10 protein-coding genes, 1 rRNA gene and 3 pseudogenes are annotated in these 17690 nt (G+C 43.2%); 11 read left to right on the top strand and 3 right to left on the bottom strand.

What is annotated here, in order from left to right; genetic code table 11:
• The first annotated feature begins 15 nt into the window (after positions 1–15).
• The 7 genes and pseudogenes from V6N89_RS18470 to V6N89_RS18440 all read left to right on the top strand — a co-directional run bounded on the left by V6N89_RS18470 (position 16) and on the right by V6N89_RS18440 (position 8830).
• The gene (locus tag V6N89_RS18470; RefSeq protein WP_338518881.1) at positions 16–2169 is read left to right on the top strand and encodes a secretin N-terminal domain-containing protein; all 2154 of its coding nucleotides are present in this window, start codon (positions 16–18) and stop codon (positions 2167–2169) included.
• Between the two features lie 83 nt (positions 2170–2252).
• On the top strand, positions 2253–3137 hold the full coding sequence (gene rfbA, locus V6N89_RS18465) for a glucose-1-phosphate thymidylyltransferase RfbA (RefSeq protein ID WP_338518880.1): 885 nt from the start codon (positions 2253–2255) through the stop codon (positions 3135–3137).
• 45 nt (positions 3138–3182) lie between these two features.
• Positions 3183–3729 (top strand): annotated as a pseudogene (gene rfbC, locus V6N89_RS18460) (dTDP-4-dehydrorhamnose 3,5-epimerase).
• Between the two features lie 8 nt (positions 3730–3737).
• A complete protein-coding gene (gene rfbD / locus V6N89_RS18455) occupies positions 3738–4613 on the top strand; it encodes a dTDP-4-dehydrorhamnose reductase (protein ID WP_338518878.1) in 876 nt (291 codons plus the stop codon).
• 19 nt (positions 4614–4632) lie between these two features.
• Positions 4633–5716: pseudogene (gene rfbB, locus V6N89_RS18450) on the top strand (dTDP-glucose 4,6-dehydratase).
• Positions 5717–5791: 75 nt separating this feature from the next.
• Positions 5792–7477 carry a glycosyltransferase family 2 protein gene (locus V6N89_RS18445; RefSeq protein WP_338518877.1) on the top strand — a complete coding sequence of 562 codons (1686 nt, stop codon included), beginning with the start codon at positions 5792–5794 and terminating at the stop codon, positions 7475–7477.
• Positions 7478–7642: 165 nt separating this feature from the next.
• The gene (locus tag V6N89_RS18440) at positions 7643–8830 is read left to right on the top strand and encodes a nucleotide sugar dehydrogenase (RefSeq protein ID WP_338518876.1); all 1188 of its coding nucleotides are present in this window, start codon (positions 7643–7645) and stop codon (positions 8828–8830) included.
• A 204-nt stretch (positions 8831–9034) separates the two neighbouring features.
• Here V6N89_RS18440 and V6N89_RS18435 read toward each other — a convergent pair whose 3' ends face one another.
• Both V6N89_RS18435 and V6N89_RS18430 read right to left on the bottom strand, forming a co-directional pair.
• Positions 9035–9250, bottom strand: a complete 216-nt coding sequence (locus V6N89_RS18435; RefSeq protein ID WP_338518875.1) for a hypothetical protein — start codon at positions 9248–9250, stop codon at positions 9035–9037.
• Positions 9251–9317: 67 nt separating this feature from the next.
• On the bottom strand, positions 9318–10208 hold the full coding sequence (locus tag V6N89_RS18430; protein ID WP_338518873.1) for a LysR family transcriptional regulator: 891 nt from the start codon (positions 10206–10208) through the stop codon (positions 9318–9320).
• A 150-nt stretch (positions 10209–10358) separates the two neighbouring features.
• Here V6N89_RS18430 and V6N89_RS18425 point away from each other — a divergent pair.
• From V6N89_RS18425 to V6N89_RS18415, 3 genes and pseudogenes are all read left to right on the top strand, one after another.
• Positions 10359–12058 (top strand): annotated as a pseudogene (locus V6N89_RS18425) (ABC transporter transmembrane domain-containing protein).
• The gene (locus tag V6N89_RS18420) at positions 12059–13111 is read left to right on the top strand and encodes an HlyD family secretion protein (RefSeq protein WP_338518872.1); all 1053 of its coding nucleotides are present in this window, start codon (positions 12059–12061) and stop codon (positions 13109–13111) included.
• Complete coding sequence (locus V6N89_RS18415) at positions 13105–14544, top strand: TolC family protein (protein WP_338518871.1); 1440 nt, start codon at positions 13105–13107, stop codon at positions 14542–14544. Before V6N89_RS18420 ends, V6N89_RS18415 begins: the two co-directional genes overlap by 7 nt.
• 45 nt (positions 14545–14589) lie before the next feature.
• Here V6N89_RS18415 and V6N89_RS18410 read toward each other — a convergent pair whose 3' ends face one another.
• The gene (locus tag V6N89_RS18410) at positions 14590–15435 is read right to left on the bottom strand and encodes a hypothetical protein (protein ID WP_338518869.1); all 846 of its coding nucleotides are present in this window, start codon (positions 15433–15435) and stop codon (positions 14590–14592) included.
• Between the two features lie 596 nt (positions 15436–16031).
• Between V6N89_RS18410 and V6N89_RS18405 the strand changes: the two genes are divergently transcribed.
• A 16S ribosomal RNA gene (locus V6N89_RS18405) occupies positions 16032–17564 on the top strand.
• The last annotated feature ends 126 nt before the right edge of the window (positions 17565–17690 follow it).

The following is a 17690-nucleotide window of genomic DNA, read 5'->3' as shown; positions in this document are numbered from 1 at the left end:
GATTAGTAGTTAAAAATGAATTCAAAGAAACAGATGGAAAAACGACAACGCAGTAGGGTGTCAAAGCAAGGTGCGACAAGAATAATCGTAGGCATAACAGCTATCTTTGCGTTAGCAAGCTGCGCCAGCATGAGAGGGCCTGCCTATCAGCTCTCTAAGAAAGACAATACCGATTTCACAAAGCCACTAAGAGTGGAAAAAAATAGCTCCGGTGACGTTGCTCAAACATTGATTGAAAGTAAAGAGAGAGAACAAAGTGAATTTCTGGTTGTTCGTCCTCCGCAGTTCAGCACCCCTGAGGCTGCAGATATAGCCGAGAAAATTATGGTACCTAAGTTAAAAGACACGTTGGTACAACAGCAATCTTACAATGATTTACCAATAGGGGTTTTTATCAATGAGGCTTATGGTAATCAGCTGGGGCTTGATTTTATTATGCAGCCTTCTATCAAAAAAGCGCCTGATTTGATTACTCTGCGTTTAAATAGCAAGCTTTCTCAAAAAGAATTTTATATCTTAGTCACGAAAACGCTCGCAAACTACGGTATAACCACGTTTGAGCGTGACGGCGTGCTAGTCTTTGATTATTCTTCAGATATTACCGAAGAGACACCTTTAATGATGTCTGGGAGGGCACTTCCAGAGGTGCCATCTGGTAATCGTCCGATGTTTTTTATTTACCCTCTTACAGCGGTTAGAACGCCTGAAATTCGTTCATTGCTTACGCAACTTTTCCCAAATAAAAACGAAGTTAATATCAGCGAGGATATTGTTCAAAATGCGCTTATTCTTAAAGGTAAGCCACAAAAAGTTAAGGAGGCTGTTGCTGCGATCCGCTTGTTGGATAAACCACCTATGTCCGGAATGCAAAGCGCGATCATACAGCCTGTAGTGAGCAGAGCACCGGAGCTGTCAACAAACCTCCTCAATATATTGCAAACAGAGGGTTTTACCGTAAGAGAAGGAGTAAGTAATTCACCCGTAAGGCTGTTGCCTCTCGAGACTACAAATCAATTGATTGTGTTTGCCAAGTCAGAAGAAGTTTTAGATTATGTTCTTCAGTGGGCTAGAAAGCTCGAGAGCCAAAGACAGAAGGAAGTGCAAAGTGGGCTGTTTAGCTACCAAGTTCAAAGTACGCAAGCGGCTCATATTGTCGATTTACTAAACCAGTTGGGTGTAGCAAATGGTGTATTAACTTCGCGCGATAGCAACCAAGGTGAAAATGGAACTGGGCAAGCTCCAAGTGCTAGTCGTCAAACTACCAGTACGTCTAACAATTTCGATACAGCGATTAAAGGGCGTTATGCGGTGGATGAGACGCTCAACACCATCTTGTTCAGCGGTAGCAGTAAAGATTGGCTACAAGCGTTGCCAATGATCAAGCGGTTAGACAAGCCAGCGCCTTCTGTAATGATCGAGGTGATTCTTGCTGAGGTAAGTTTGGAAGAATCTGAAGAATCTGCTATCGAGTGGTTGTTTAAGTCATCTGTAGACTCTTTCAATGCGGTCGGTCAGACAATCGGTGGCCTTGGATACTCCGGTGGTGGATTCAATTACACACTGAAAACGGCTAACGATACGAGAGCTCAACTTAATTTTCTTTACGAAAATAGTCGCTCAACCATTCGCTCTCGTCCCCGACTTATGGTTAAGAGCGGCGAAGAAGCGTCTATTGATGTAGGTGACCGTGTTCCAATTATTACGCAAAATGTGCAAAGTACTGTCACCGATACTGCTCAGGTTGTACAGCAAGTTTCCTATCAAGATACAGGCGTTTTACTCGATATAAAACCAACCGTGCATGCAACCGGGTTTGTCGATATCGAAATATCACAAGAGCTTAGTGAAGCCGTAAATACTGACTCTAGTGCAATTAACTCGCCAACCATAAGAACACGTAGCTTGCAGACTTCACTCACATTGCGAGATGGCGGGTCTGTTTTAATTGGTGGTCTCATAAGAGCCAATGAAGGGGAAGGTGAGGTAGGTGTGCCAGTCTTGGGTAAGTTACCATTACTCGGAAAGTTATTCCGTGGCGACAATATGGAACAGCGTAGGACAGAGCTTGTCATCATGATAATACCTTATATTCTAAGCTCTCCTGATGAAGCTGAGTCATTATCTGACGAATTACAGAAAGCTCGAATGGAAGTGATCAATAGCTATTAAGGTTAAATAGAACGGCTTTTTTAGTATTGAAAAGCGGTTAGCAAAATAAACTGAGAATATTGAAAAGCGTAAAGGATATTTTAATGAATTCTAGAAAAGGGATAATACTAGCAGGCGGGTCGGGCACTAGACTTCACCCACTGACTAAAGTAGTGAGTAAGCAGCTTATGCCTGTTTACGATAAACCTATGATTTTTTATCCTTTAACCACGTTAATGATGGCGGGTATTAAGGATATTCTTATCATCACAACTCCCGCTGAACAGCAAAGGTTTATTGAGTTGATCGGCGACGGGAGCGACCTCGGTATTAACGTTGAATATGCTGTGCAGCCGTCTCCAGATGGTCTAGCACAAGCGTTTATCATTGGTGAAGAGTTCATCGGCAACGACAGTTGTACCTTGGTGCTAGGCGATAACATTTACTATGGTCACGACCTGAAATCGTCTTTGCAAAATGCTTACAAGCAGACAGAGGGTGCCACCGTGTTCGGTTATCACGTTAATGATCCAGAGCGTTACGGCGTGGTTGACTTTGACGACAATTGGAACGCCTTATCTATTGAAGAAAAGCCGACAGCGCCGAAATCAAATTATGCGGTTACGGGTTTGTACTTCTACGACAATCGCGTTGTAGATTTTGCAAAACAAGTAAAGCCTTCTCATCGAGGAGAGTTGGAGATCACTGACCTCAACAACCTCTATTTGCAAGAGGGAAGCCTTAAAGTGGAGTTAATGGGGCGGGGCTCGGCATGGTTAGACACAGGCACCTTAGACTCATTACTCGACGCTGCTAATTTTGTCGCTGCAATTGAAAAGCGACAGGGTCTTAAAGTCTGCTGCCCAGAAGAAGTTGCCTTTAGAATGGGCTACATCGATGCAGAGCAATTAGCACGTCTTGCCGAGCCACTTAAAAAGAGCGGATACGGAACCTACTTGCTAAAAGTAATCAAAGATCGAGTAAAGTAAATACGACCTGTCAGGTCACTGAATAAAAACAAGGTACATAACGTAATGCAAGTAGTAGAAACGAATATTCCTGGGGTCAAGATTATAGAGCCTAAGGTCTTTGGTGATGACCGAGGTTTTTTTCTTGAAACGTTCAGAATGGATTGGTTTAAAAAAGAATGCGCAGATGTAGAATTTGTTCAGGATAACCATTCTAAGTCTAGTCAGGGAATACTCCGCGGCCTTCATTATCAAATGCAACAAACCCAAGGTAAGCTTGTTCGCGTTGTAAGTGGTGAAGTGTTCGATGTGGCCGTTGACATGCGTAAAGACTCTCCTACTTTTGGTAATTGGGTTGGTGTTGTTTTATCCGAAGAAAATAAGCGTCAACTTTGGGTGCTTAGCTGGTTTTGCTCACGGGTTTTACGTGACAAGTGAATCAGCAGAGTTTGTATATAAATGCACCGACTACTACCACCCAGAGTCTGAAATATCAGTGAAGTATGACGACCCTACTCTTGGTATTCAGTGGCCATTGGTAAACGGTGAAAAACCCTCTCTTTCAGGAAAAGACGAAGCAGGGTTGGCCTTTGTTAATGCCCCAACGTTTTAGGTTTATTGATGAATATAGTTGTTATAGGTAAATCTGGTCAGCTGGCTTTCGAGTTGCAGCGCATTCTTAAAGATACCTCACATGATGTGACCTTTTTAGGGCGAGGCGACATAGACATTACATCAAGTGAGTCTATTAATGAAACGCTTGCGCCACTTAATCCACACAGTGTTATCAATGCCTCCGCTTATACTGCTGTGGACAACGCCGAGACTGATGCAGATTCATGCCACGCAATAAATGCGACAGGTGTTAAAAACTTGGCTGAATTCTGCAAACAAGCCAATGCTTTTATAGTGCATGTGTCTACCGATTATGTCTTCAATGGGTTAAAGGGCTCTCCTTACCTTACTAATGACAAGATAGAACCTCAGGGTGAATACGGTAAATCTAAAGCTGAAGGCGAAAAGTGGCTTTTAGATATTCTGCCAAATGCTAGCTGCATAATACGAACAGCATGGGTGTACTCCAGTCATGGCAATAATTTCGTTAAGACAATGCTGCGACTAATGGCTGAGAAACCACAGCTTAACGTTATTGATGACCAAATCGGTACACCAACCTGGGCTATGGGACTAGCTCAAGCTTGTTTACACGCAGGTGAGAGCAAAACAATAGGTGTATATCACTGGACTGATGAAGGCGTGGCGAGCTGGTATGACTTTGCGTTGGCTATTCAAGAAATCGCCATTGAAAAAGGAATACTAGAGAACGCTATTCCAATTTTTCCCATCCCTTCAAGTCAATATCCTACTCCGGCAAAGCGACCGCATTACAGTGTACTTGATAAATTAACAACACGAGAAGTGTTTTCTTCGTGTAAACCATCACACTGGCGTAGACAACTTTCAACAATGTTAGATGAAGTAAACGCTAACAAGTAATAGTTTTGGTAACAGACAAATGAGTAAAACAATTTTAGTAACAGGGGGCGCAGGCTTTATTGGTTCTGCGGTAGTGCGCCACCTTATTAACGATACAGATCACGCTGTCATTAACTTAGACAAACTTACCTACGCCGGTAATTTGGAATCGCTTACTTCGGTGTCAGATAATAAGCGATACGCGTTTGAACAGGTTGACATCTGTGATGCTGACGAAGTTAAGCGAGTTTTGAATACCCATCAGCCTGATATCATTATGCACCTAGCTGCTGAATCTCATGTTGACTAAGTCAATTGACGGCCCAGGCGAGTTTATTCAAACAAACGTTGTGGGAACTTACACGCTACTTGAACAAGCAAGAGCATACTGGTCTGGTTTAGAGTCTGAAAAGAAGGCTGGCTTTAAATTCCACCATATTTCTACCGACGAAGTATATGGCGACCTTCCACATCCAGATGAAGTAGCACCTGGTACTCAGCTTCCACTTTTTACAGAAACCACGCCATATGCGCCTAGTTCTCCGTATTCAGCAAGTAAAGCGAGTTCAGATCAATTAGTGCGTTCTTGGTTGCGTACCTATAAGCTTCCTACGCTTGTTACAAATTGCTCAAACAATTATGGCCCATATCACTTTCCTGAAAAGTTGATTCCACTTGTGATTCTTAATGCGCTAGCGGGTAAGCCATTGCCAGTTTATGGTAAAGGAAATCAGATCCGCGACTGGCTGTATGTTGAAGATCATGCTAGAGCGCTTGTGGTTGTTGCACTTAATGGTGAAATTGGTGAGACCTACAATATTGGTGGTCATAACGAAAAGCAGAACATCGAGGTTGTTCAAACGATATGCGCAATTTTAGATGACGTACAGCCGAAAGAAACCAAGTACGCAGAACAAATTACATATGTTCAGGACCGCCCAGGTCACGACATGCGCTATGCTATTGATGCTAGCAAGATAGAACGTGAGTTGGGGTGGACCCCTCAAGAAACCTTTGAAAGCGGTATCCGCAAAACGGTTGAGTGGTACTTAAATAACGAGATTTGGTGGAGAGCTGTGTTAGATGGCAGCTACCAAGGTGAGCGCCTTGGAACGGGTAGCTAGTTAGCTTCCCACTGATAGTTGAAAGCCACCGAGTGCATGGTGGCTTTTTGTTTTGCTCACTATACAAGAGCTTTGATGAAAAAAACGATAATGCGCATTGTGCGCGCCGCATTACAAATCATACCAAAGAACGTCAAAAGTAGACTCAAGCAGAGTGAACGATTGACTGGCTTGTATGTTCGTTCAATAAGAAAAGCGGGTTTGTTTTATGATGCGCCTACACCCAAGCAAACTCAAGAGCTCTACCGCCAATGGCTTGATTTTCACAACAAATCACAGCCATGTCTTCAGCAACAAGATAGACCTTGGCAAATTATTGTATTCTCAAAACAAGACATTGATGGCTGCATTCGGTATTTGAGTAATGATAAAGCTGTCGGTCGGTGTTTTGTTTTCAATGCAAATGGCAATCTTCGTTTCAAAGATGTGTTGCGGCGATTAGATACTCAACTGCCTGTGCTTCTGCTCAATGAGGGTGACCGATTATCAGAACAGGCAAATCACTATTTTTGCGGAACATTTGAGAATAGTGACGCTGATATTCTCTATTGCGATACAGACTCATTAAACGAGACTGGAGAGCAAACAAGTCCTTGCTTTCTGCCTGACTGGAACCCTGAATTGTTGTTTTCTACAGCCTATATTAAAAGCGGCGTATTGCTTATGCCTGATACTCTCAGTAGGCTTGAAGGCGAAGTATTTCACACTATTTCAGGCGCAATTGCACACCTAGTACTAATGAATAAGTCATTGCGCATAGGTCACATTGCGTTGCCATTGGTGCATATACAAAAACAACAAGCACATTTAGAGCAAGAGCTTATTGATGTGGCGACCTGTATCAGCAAACACACAGATGCAACATCAAATTACAATCAGTCAATGCGTTTAAACCAAGTTATGTGGCAAAGCTCAACACCTTTGGTAAGTCTGTTGATCCCAACAAAAAACGGTAAGGCGTTAGTTAAAGCATGCATCAACTCAATTCTAGAAAAGACCACTTATATTAACTACGAAATCTTGTTGCTTGATAACGGGTCAGATGAACAAGATAGTCTGGTGTATTTTGACTATCTTGATACGCTAGATAAGGTCACAGTATTAAAGTACGACGAGCCCTTTAACTATTCCGCCATTAACAATTTCGGCGCAAAGCATGCCAAAGGCAGCATCATTGGGTTAATTAACAATGATATCGAAGTAATTACACCTGATTGGCTTACCTATATGGTGGGTCACGCTGAACGAGAAGATGTTGGCTGTGTTGGTGCAAAGCTGCTTTATTCTGATACACGCATTCAGCACGCTGGCGTTGTTATGGGTTATGGTGGTGGGGCTGGACACGCGCACAAAAACTTTCCGCGTTTTCATTCAGGTTATCTCAATCGTATTAATGCAACCAGTAACTACAGTGCGGTCACCGCGGCGTGTTTACTTGTAAAACGCAGCGTGTTCGAGCGTATCGGTGGCTTGAACGAAAAAGACCTGGCTGTAGCGTTTAATGACGTCGATTTTTGTTTAAGAGTTCGAGAATTAGGGCTTCAAAATGTTTATTGCGCAGAGGCAGAGTTGTTCCATCATGAATCTGTAAGTAGGGGGTTAGATGTATCACCCGAGAAGGCCGCTCGATTTAACCGTGAGCTAAGTTACCTTAAGGAAACATGGAAGAGGTATATCGAATATGATCCTGCGTACAATCCTAATTTAACGCTAAAGCGCGAGAATTTTTCCATAAGAACGGTGGAAGAGCTAAAGGGATAATTTATTTGGTGCCATTTATATTAGTAGTTGACGACAAAAAAAGTGCTAGAGTTAATGTCAAAAATAATTCTTATGGTTGAACGTTGATTATTTTCATCAATATTTAAAGCAACTATGCGATACTCTAAATAGATATATGAATTTGTAAAAGTGGAGACACATTTAATGGAAGGTACATTGCAAGGGCTAAAAATAGCTGTAGCAGGGACTGGCTATGTTGGGCTTTCAAATGCAGTGCTTCTAGCACAACACAATGAAGTGAAAGCAGTAGACTTAGTCGCAGAGAAAGTTGAATTACTCAATAATAAAAAGTCTCCTATCGAAGACAAAGAAATTTCTGAGTATCTTGCGACTAAAACACTGAACTTAGAAGCTACGCTTGACGCAGAGTACGCATACAAAAATGCCGATTACGTCGTAATTGCAACACCTACTGACTATGACCCACAAACCAATTATTTTAATACCAGTAGCGTGGATGCGGTTATTAAAACGGTTATGCAAGTAAACCCTGAAGCGGTGATGATCATTAAGTCAACGGTACCCGTTGGCTTTACCAAAGAAGCAAAAGCTAGACACGGTTCTGACAACATTATTTTTTCACCAGAATTTCTTCGAGAAGGAAAAGCTCTCTACGACAACCTTCACCCTAGCCGAATTATAGTTGGTGAGAAAAGTGAGCGAGCGGAAGTTTTTGCTTCATTACTTCAGCAAGGCGCTTTGAAAGAAGACATTGAGGTATTGTTTACTGATAGCACAGAAGCTGAAGCAATTAAGCTGTTTGCCAACACTTACTTGGCAATGCGTGTAGCTTACTTTAATGAGTTAGACAGTTACGCCGAGCGCAATGGGTTAGATACCAAGCAGATTATTGAAGGTGTAGGTTTAGACCCTCGTATCGGCAAACACTACAACAACCCCAGCTTCGGCTACGGCGGTTACTGTTTACCAAAAGATACTAAGCAGCTTTTGGCTAATTACAGCGAAGTGCCAAACAACATGATTCAAGCGATTGTTGATGCTAACCGAACGCGTAAAGACTTTATCGCAGACTCAATAGTGAGTCGTCAGCCAAAAATTGTTGGTATCTACCGTTTAATCATGAAAACTGGGTCTGACAATTTCCGCGCCAGCGCCATTCAAGGCATCATGAAGCGTATTAAAGCAAAAGGGATCCAAGTTGTAGTTTATGAACCAGTACTTAAAGAGGACGACTTTTTCAACTCGCGCGTAGTAAATGATTTAGAAGAGTTTAAGAAAATCTCAGACGTTATCGTTGCCAACCGTGTTACACATGATATCGAGGATGTGTTGGAGAAAGTTTATAGTCGCGACTTGTTTAACGCAGACTAAATAAGTAAATCAGTTAATCAACTTCACTAAAAGGGCAAAGATAATATCTTTGCCCTTTTTTAATTAGGTATTTATTTACCGAAATCTTTTGCTCTACCTGCTTCGCGAAGGGCTTGGACTGTTTTTTTTATCACAGTTTGCTAGTTTCGGGACTGATAAAATGCCAGATTCATCAATGCGTATCAGCACCGGGTTAGAGGTAAGCTATTTATAAAGAGTTGCACCGTCTTTTTGTGTGCCACTGACATAAACTACCAAGTCTTGCCATGTTGAATCTTGCGCATTCTCACTAACTGAACAGACTAAAATATCAGGGTGATCATTAATGATACCAGCATAGGAATTAGCGCCCCATATTACTGAACCTAAAAAAGTGATAGTCGACAAACCTTTGAAGTTAAAGGACAGTGCTTTTCTCACTTTATGTTCCGAAAAAATTACGATTAAAGTTCTATAAACTCTAATTTAGCGATGCGTTTTTTGCGTCCTAACGTAAAATCTTTCTCGCTTCATCAATGATAGCCTCACTAATGGTGTAGTCGGCACGACTTTTACCTGTTATTGCATAGTAACGCTCGTTCAGCGTGTTAGCATTACCGATTCGATGCACGCCATATTGAGCTTCGACGTGTTTTGAAATAGCAGATGGGGCACAAAATACTCCAAAGTCCTCGCTACCAAAAAGTTTTAAAAGTGCACTATCGTCGAACTCGGCGACTATTTTGGGATACAGTTGTTCGGTCTCTAGCCAGCTTGCTAATGCTTGTCGAATACCTGATGTGTATCCTTGTATCAGCAGAGGCATTTGGTTTAAGCAAGAGGGAAAGTGCTGGCTATCGTTGAGTGGCTTTTTGGCAAAAAAGCTCAAAGAGCTTTCACCTAAAAAATAGCTGTTGGCGTTTACCTGTGTGCCTGGTGCAATACCACGATCAGCAACGATAAAGTCAATGGCATTAATGGCGAGTTCTTTAAGCAGACCATCAAAACTATCTTCTTTAATAACATAGCGAACATTGGCATACATTCGCATTGTTGAGTGAACAAAGTCATAAAAAAGCACTTTAGGAATACCATTTGTAATACCTATAACAAATTCTTTCGTATTCACTTCATCGCTATTGTTCAGTATTTCAGCCAGTTGGTTTCCCTTATTGAAGATTTCACTGGCATACTGATAGCTGACCTTCCCCTTTGCGTTTAGGTATAGACGTTTGTTTATTCGATCAAATAGGGGATAGCCGAGTTGGTTTTCAAATGTGCTTAACTGCCCACTTACTGTTTGTGGGGTCACGTGAAGTAACTTGGCTGCCTTAGCGATACTGCCTTCTCTAGCTACTAAGTAAAAATAATATAGGTGGTGATAGTTTAGGTGGTGCATACTTGGTATTTAAAGGCGTTTACGTGAAGCCCCTTAAACTCCTCTATCAGTATTTTTCGAATAACTAAGAAGAATATAACAGATTTAATCTAACTGGCGAATGACGTACACTATAACTCAACTGCTAGCGGTGTTATTGAAGATTTGATTATGGCAAAAAAAATAGATCTACGTGCTACGCGAAAAACTCTGTTTTCATTATTGAAACCTGAGTCGAGCTTTTTCTGGGTTGCAATTGCCTACGGCGTTGCAATTAGTTTGATGACACTTGCCGTACCTATTGCGGTGCAAACACTGATTAACAGTATCGCGAATATTGGTTCGACAAGAGCAGTAGTTATTCTCGCATCTGTACTTTTTCTTACGCTTTTTATCTCTGCTATCTTCAGTGCATTGCGCATGCGGGTCATGGAGTTTTACGAGCGTAAAGTTTATGCAAGGTTAACCGCCGCATTGGGCTTGCGTACTATTATGGCACCACATAGCTTTTTTGAGGGGCGTCAGAATGTCAGTATTACGCAGCGTTACTTTGACATAATGACGCTGCAAAAGAACATTCCATCGCTAATGATCGATGGGTTTGCCGTTTTGCTTCAGATGTTAGTGGGTTTCACGCTTGTTTCTTTCTATCACCCTTCGCTATTCGCATTTAACGTGGTACTTGTTTTGACTATGTATGCGGTGTGGAAAATCTGGGGGCGCGGTGCAAAGCGCACTGCTATACAACTTTCTCACGCAAAATACGCCTCTGCCAAGTGGCTTCATGATATCGCCAGCGCTCATGAGTTTTTCAAGTCGGCCGATCACGTAGAGTATGCTTAGGTCGAAGTACTGAAGAGTTCATCGGTAATTATGTAAGAAAGCACAAACGTCATTTCCACTACACTTTTTCGCAAGTTGTCATGTTCCTTCTCTTGTACGCTATTGCAAGTGCAGCGCTGCTAGGCATTGGTGGTGTACTGGTAGTGCAGGGGCAATTATCCATAGGTCAGCTTGTAGCGGCAGAGCTAGTTATGTCGGCGGTATTTTTTGGCTTGTCGCGTTTCACCCAATACCTAAAATTGTACTATGAATTGTATGGTGCGGCAGAAAAGCTCGGTCACGCGCTAAGTATTCCACAAGAAAAACTTCACGTTAATTCTGAGCATGTGCCTTCATCGTCCAAGCTGGCGTTCAATAAACTTGTGCTAAGCCACGGCAATGATAAGTGTGAGCTGGATACTACCTTAGCCCCCGGCTCTCAGTATTTCGTCACTACAGATAAAAGCTGGGTTCAAAAGCAACTTGTTGGCTACCTTAAGCAATATGAACCTGTTAAATCGGGGGATATTTTGTTGGGCGAATTAAGTTTCAACGACTATGACACCCATGAGCTACGTCAAGCCGTGACCATGCTTGACCGCTCATTAATTATTGAAGTGACTATCGAGCGCTATTTGAAGCTAGCACAGCCACAGGCCAGTTTTGCAGACATTCGCAACGCGTTGGAAGAAGTGGAAATGACAAGTGTGATCGATGCGTTACCCGAAGGTTTGCAAACACGAGTGTCGGTGTTGGGAGCACCACTTCAACCACTTGAGTTCTTATTGCTTAAATTGGCCGCAGCCATTATTGCAAAACCTAAATTACTTATCTTGAATCAACATTTTGATGCAGTTCCGTTAGATCTACGTTCAAGATTGCTAAAGCGGTTAGCGCAGCACGATTTTACGGTCCTTTATTTTACAAATATGCCATTGCCTGAACATTTTAATGGCGTATTACACCTGCATGACAATGCGCAAGCGATGATCTATGACCATAACGAATGGCAACTAGAAAAAGGTGATAATGTTGGAGAGGAAAAGTAGATGAATAATGCAGAGCGTCGCTTTCTAGATAACATCGATACATTACCAGCGTTAAGTGTACCTAGCTTTCACAAAGTCGTCGGTGGGCTCATATTGTTTCTTGTTATTGCAGCTGGATTGATTTTGTATTTTACCCCATGGATCCAAACCGCTTATGGCACAGGTATGGTTGATTCTCTCGATCCCAAAGATAGAACTCAACCCATTAATGCGCTAGTAGATGGGCAAGTAAAGCAATGGCATGTTCGCGAAGGGCAACAGATTAAGCAGGGTGAGCCAATTGTTACTCTTATCGACATCGATGCACAACGCCTTGACAAATTGCAGTCTCAACTATCAGCAGCGAACTTAAAAAGAGAGGCAAATGAGACTGCGGTTCGCAACGCTGAAAACAATCTGGCCCGCCAAATCTCACTTGAGGAAGAAGGCTTAGTATCGCGTAAGGAAGTAGAAAAAGCTCAGATAAAAGTACAAGATTTACGTGCCAAGGCTGCTGCATCTGTTTCAGAAATCAATGAAGTGAGTATGACACTTTCACGTCAATCAACGCAGACGAAATTTGCACCTGTAGATGGCACGGTGGTTCGCCTTTTGTCAGGGGGCGTATCTACGTTTGTTAAATCGGGAGACATTTTAGGACAGTTCATTCCGGCGGACGCGAAGCGAAGTGTAAGAGTAACAGTGCGAGGACTTGACGCACCTTTGGTTAAACCGGGCGCGAAGGCACGTTTGCAATTTGAAGGTTGGCCTGTCTTCCAGTTTAGCGGGTGGCCAGGTAGTGCCATTGGTACCTTTGGTGGTGAAGTTGTATATGTTGAACCAGTAGCTGATGCAATGGGTGACTTTAGTGTCTGGATCAAACCTGATGAAGATGATATTCCATGGCCAGCGGAGAGCTCTGCTCGACTCGGAAGCCGAGTCAAAGCGTGGATCTTACTTGAAGAAGTACGCTTAGGTTATGAAATGTGGCGTCAGCTAAATAACTTCCCGCCGCGACCTACGTCAACGCCAACAACAACAGAAAGCTCTAGCACAGGGGCTAATCCATGGTAGTGCAAAAGCTTAAACATAGAAGTCTGAGGTACTTAACTTGCACACTCTTAGCTGTAGGTGCTTTTACTATTCAGCCTTCTTTGGCGCAACAGGCAAAGTATGAAGCCCCGCCAATCGAATTGTTTATAGAAAGCATGGTGAACTACCATCCTTATGTACTTGCTATCAATGAAGGTAACTACCAAGCGGCGGCTGAACTAGAAATTGCTCGCAGTAGTTTTGACCCAATTATTGAGCAGAAAACCAATAGTAGAGTTAGTGGTTATTACGATGGAACAAATCTAACACAGCGTTTTACAAACCCGATCGAAGACTTTAATGGTTCTGTATTTGGAGAGTATCGAATCTCGGATGGAGACTTTCCTTCTTATGAGGGAGGGTATGAGACACTTTCTGCTGGGGAGGCAAGTGTTGGTGTCGCAATATCATTGCTGCAAAATCGTGAGATAGATAAACGAAGAACAGAGTTGAGAAACGCAGGTCTTGCCACATCACAATGGGAGGCGCTTGCAACAAGTTTGATTAATGACTTTGTTTACAAAGGAATTAACGAATATATATCTTGGTACGAAAGTGCGCTTCAAGTTTTGGCGGTAAAAGAACTGCTCGATACTGCTTCAGAGCGAGAGCGTGCTTTGGTGACGCGGGTGGAAAAAGGCGATCTTGCTAAGATTATTCTGACGGAGTTTCGTGCGAATATTCTGCAGCAAAAGTTGTTACTTGCAGAGCTTACACAAAAGCGAGACGGCCATGCGCAAATGTTGTCTTTTTACTGGCGCTCTTCAACAGGTCAGATGCTTGCCATCGATGAAGATATGCCGCCGAATGATATTAAGTGGCCTTTCCTCGTCGGTAATGGTCAGCTTGTTACACTTCGTAACGCGCTCAATCAGCACCCTGAGCTTGACATTATGAAGCTGGAACAAGCCGTCGTCGAGAATAAAACCGCGCTAGCTAATAATGCGCTACTTCCAAAACTAGATTTAAAAGCCTCAATAGCGAGGGATGTGGGCTCTGGATCTGAAACATTAGAAGGTACGGAAACTAAACTGGGTCTTTCTTTTTCATATCCCCTTGGTAACCGAAAAGCGAAAGCAGAGCGTGCCCAGTTGTTATCAAAACAAAGGGAGTTGCAACATAAATTAGCGTCTACTGAACAAGTTATAACACAGCGCTTTGAACAGGCGCTTGTGTTTTGGACTCAAGCTAAGGATATCGCAGCGTTTCAAAGCGAAAACGCCAGCCTAGCGCGGACGCTTTCGCAGGTAGAAAAAACCAGATTCGATGCGGGTGACAGTGATATGTTCGTTCTTAATGCAAGGGCTCAAGCGGAAATAAGAGCCCAGATTAAAGAAATTAAAGCGAGGGTAGATCTGTTGAAAGCTGAACTCATGCTATACAAAGAAGCAGCTATGCTGTACAGCATGAAATAACACTAAAACGTTAGTTAGGTAACATCGCTCCAGCAAGGAGTAAAACTAGTTATTGCCTAATGCCGTGTTAATGTCAGTTTCGTTTAACCCAGCAGATAATGCGTATTCTTTTAGTTTATCGTGAGACACACCTGCATGTTGTGCAGTATTAAGAATACGCATAATTTGCTCTCGCTGCTGTGACGATTCACGAACCGCTGTTTCAACCACTGTTTCTGCTTCATTTGGGAACACCGCTAATAGCGCATCAACCACATACTCACCAACAAATGGCACAGCATTTAGTGCGCTTGTCATTATATCGACAATTTTGTTTGGGTGTTCCTTCGATAACGTTTGAACAATACTATCAGCAGCGTCAGGCTGCGTAAGTACCGCAACACGAACTATTTCATCTAGTTCTTCTGGTGTGGAAACCGCGGCTGCATGAACGACGAAGTCTACGTAAGTCGGCTCCGCTTTTATTGCCAACTGAACAATATTAGGACAGCTGCTTACTTCTTTCTCTATAGCAAGTTGTACAATTTCTTCTGTCGATGCAGGCTGTGCTGATATGGCAGCGAAAATGATTTCGCGATATTTCTCTGGATAGGTGTCTAACGCGATATCGACAATAGAAACTACCTCTGCAGGATAGTGACCAGCAATAGAGCGTATAGCTCTGCCGACAGACATTGTTTGATCAACTTGGCGTTTCAGAAACGTGGTTTGAAATTGTTGAGTACTTTCACTCGCTTTTGATTCATTGTAAGAAGGTTGAGAGTTAATAGTGGTCGATATATCACTGCTCAAAGATGAATCAGCTTCGCTATTCGCCTGTTGTGCAAATACAATGTTGCTCGCTGACGCTGCGAATAATGCTGCTGATAGCAATGAAAGTGTACGATACATAAACCCACCTTTTTAATTATTGCGTAGCCAAATTTTGAGGCCTACCTTTTATGTAGTGCAATATAAGATATAGCGATAGCGTCACGCATCGACGCATATATCTATTCTCATACCTAACCCGTATACATTAACGGCAGTCTCAGATACTACTTTAGGGACTACTACTTTATAGGATCTGAATCCCCATCCTATTAGTAATTAGTCCATATTGTCTACTAATTATCACATTTGAATGAAAAATAGCCATTTAGTTCACTTTTATCAATTTTTTTAAAAAAGAAGTTGACGTGGGCGCTCAATTCCCTAAAATGCGCATCCGCTTCGGGGGAAAAGCAAAACAGCAAGCCTCTTGAAGTAAGTCTCTACTACCTACATAGGCCAGTAAAGACGGGAGTTTAGAAGAAACGCTTCAGAAAATAAATTTTCAAAAAGTGTTGACAAAGAAAACTTCCAGCGTATAATGCGCACCTCACTCGAACAGGGTGAGTCACGAAGAAGCAAAGCTTCTGGTGAATGTTCTTTAAAAATTTAGACAAGACAATCTGTGTGGGCACTCGTTAAGAGTGTCACAACGACGATTCATATTTCGATATATTTAATTGAAGAGTTTGATCATGGCTCAGATTGAACGCTGGCGGCAGGCCTAACACATGCAAGTCGAACGGTAACAGGATGTGCTTGCACATCGCTGACGAGTGGCGGACGGGTGAGTAATGCTTGGGAACTTGCCTTTGCGAGGGGGATAACAGTTGGAAACGACTGCTAATACCGCATAATGTCTTCGGACCAAACGGGGCTTAGGCTCCGGCGCAAAGAGAGGCCCAAGTGAGATTAGCTAGTTGGTAAGGTAAAGGCTTACCAAGGCGACGATCTCTAGCTGTTCTGAGAGGAAGATCAGCCACACTGGGACTGAGACACGGCCCAGACTCCTACGGGAGGCAGCAGTGGGGAATATTGCACAATGGGGGAAACCCTGATGCAGCCATGCCGCGTGTGTGAAGAAGGCCTTCGGGTTGTAAAGCACTTTCAGTTGTGAGGAAAAGTTAGTAGTTAATACCTGCTAGCCGTGACGTTAACAACAGAAGAAGCACCGGCTAACTCCGTGCCAGCAGCCGCGGTAATACGGAGGGTGCGAGCGTTAATCGGAATTACTGGGCGTAAAGCGCACGCAGGCGGTTTGTTAAGCTAGATGTGAAAGCCCCGGGCTCAACCTGGGATGGTCATTTAGAACTGGCAGACTAGAGTCTTGGAGAGGGGAGTGGAATTCCAGGTGTAGCGGTGAAATGCGTAGATATCTGGAGGAACATCAGTGGCGAAGGCGACTCCCTGGCCAAAGACTGACGCTCATGTGCGAAAGTGTGGGTAGCGAACAGGATTAGATACCCTGGTAGTCCACACCGTAAACGCTGTCTACTAGCTGTTTGTGATTTTAAATCGTGAGTAGCGAAGCTAACGCGCTAAGTAGACCGCCTGGGGAGTACGGCCGCAAGGTTAAAACTCAAATGAATTGACGGGGGCCCGCACAAGCGGTGGAGCATGTGGTTTAATTCGATGCAACGCGAAGAACCTTACCTACACTTGACATGCAGAGAACTTTCTAGAGATAGATTGGTGCCTTCGGGAACTCTGACACAGGTGCTGCATGGCTGTCGTCAGCTCGTGTCGTGAGATGTTGGGTTAAGTCCCGCAACGAGCGCAACCCTTGTCCTTAGTTGCCAGCATTAAGTTGGGCACTCTAAGGAGACTGCGAGTGACAAACCGGAGGAAGGTGGGGACGACGTCAAGTCATCATGGCCCTTACGTGTAGGGCTACACACGTGCTACAATGGCATTTACAGAGGGAAGCGAGACAGTGATGTGGAGCGGACCCCTTAAAGAATGTCGTAGTCCGGATTGGAGTCTGCAACTCGACTCCATGAAGTCGGAATCGCTAGTAATCGCAGGTCAGAATACTGCGGTGAATACGTTCCCGGGCCTTGTACACACCGCCCGTCACACCATGGGAGTGGGATGCAAAAGAAGTAGTTAGTCTAACCTTCGGGAGGACGATTACCACTTTGTGTTTCATGACTGGGGTGAAGTCGTAACAAGGTAACCCTAGGGGAACCTGGGGTTGGATCACCTCCTTACCATTACGTCGATAGACGCCTTGATGCAGTGCCTACACAGATAGTCTTGTTTTTATTGAACAAAACTTACGTTCTTTAACAATTTGGAAAGCTGATATTAATAGTAATCAATCAAAATTGAGTAAC

The sequence above is a fragment of the Alteromonas gracilis genome (assembly GCF_036870955.2).
Taxonomy (GTDB): Bacteria; Pseudomonadota; Gammaproteobacteria; order Enterobacterales; family Alteromonadaceae; genus Alteromonas; species Alteromonas gracilis_A.
The sequence above is the reverse complement of the archived record's forward strand: the minus strand, read 5'-3'. Positions and strand labels throughout refer to the sequence as shown.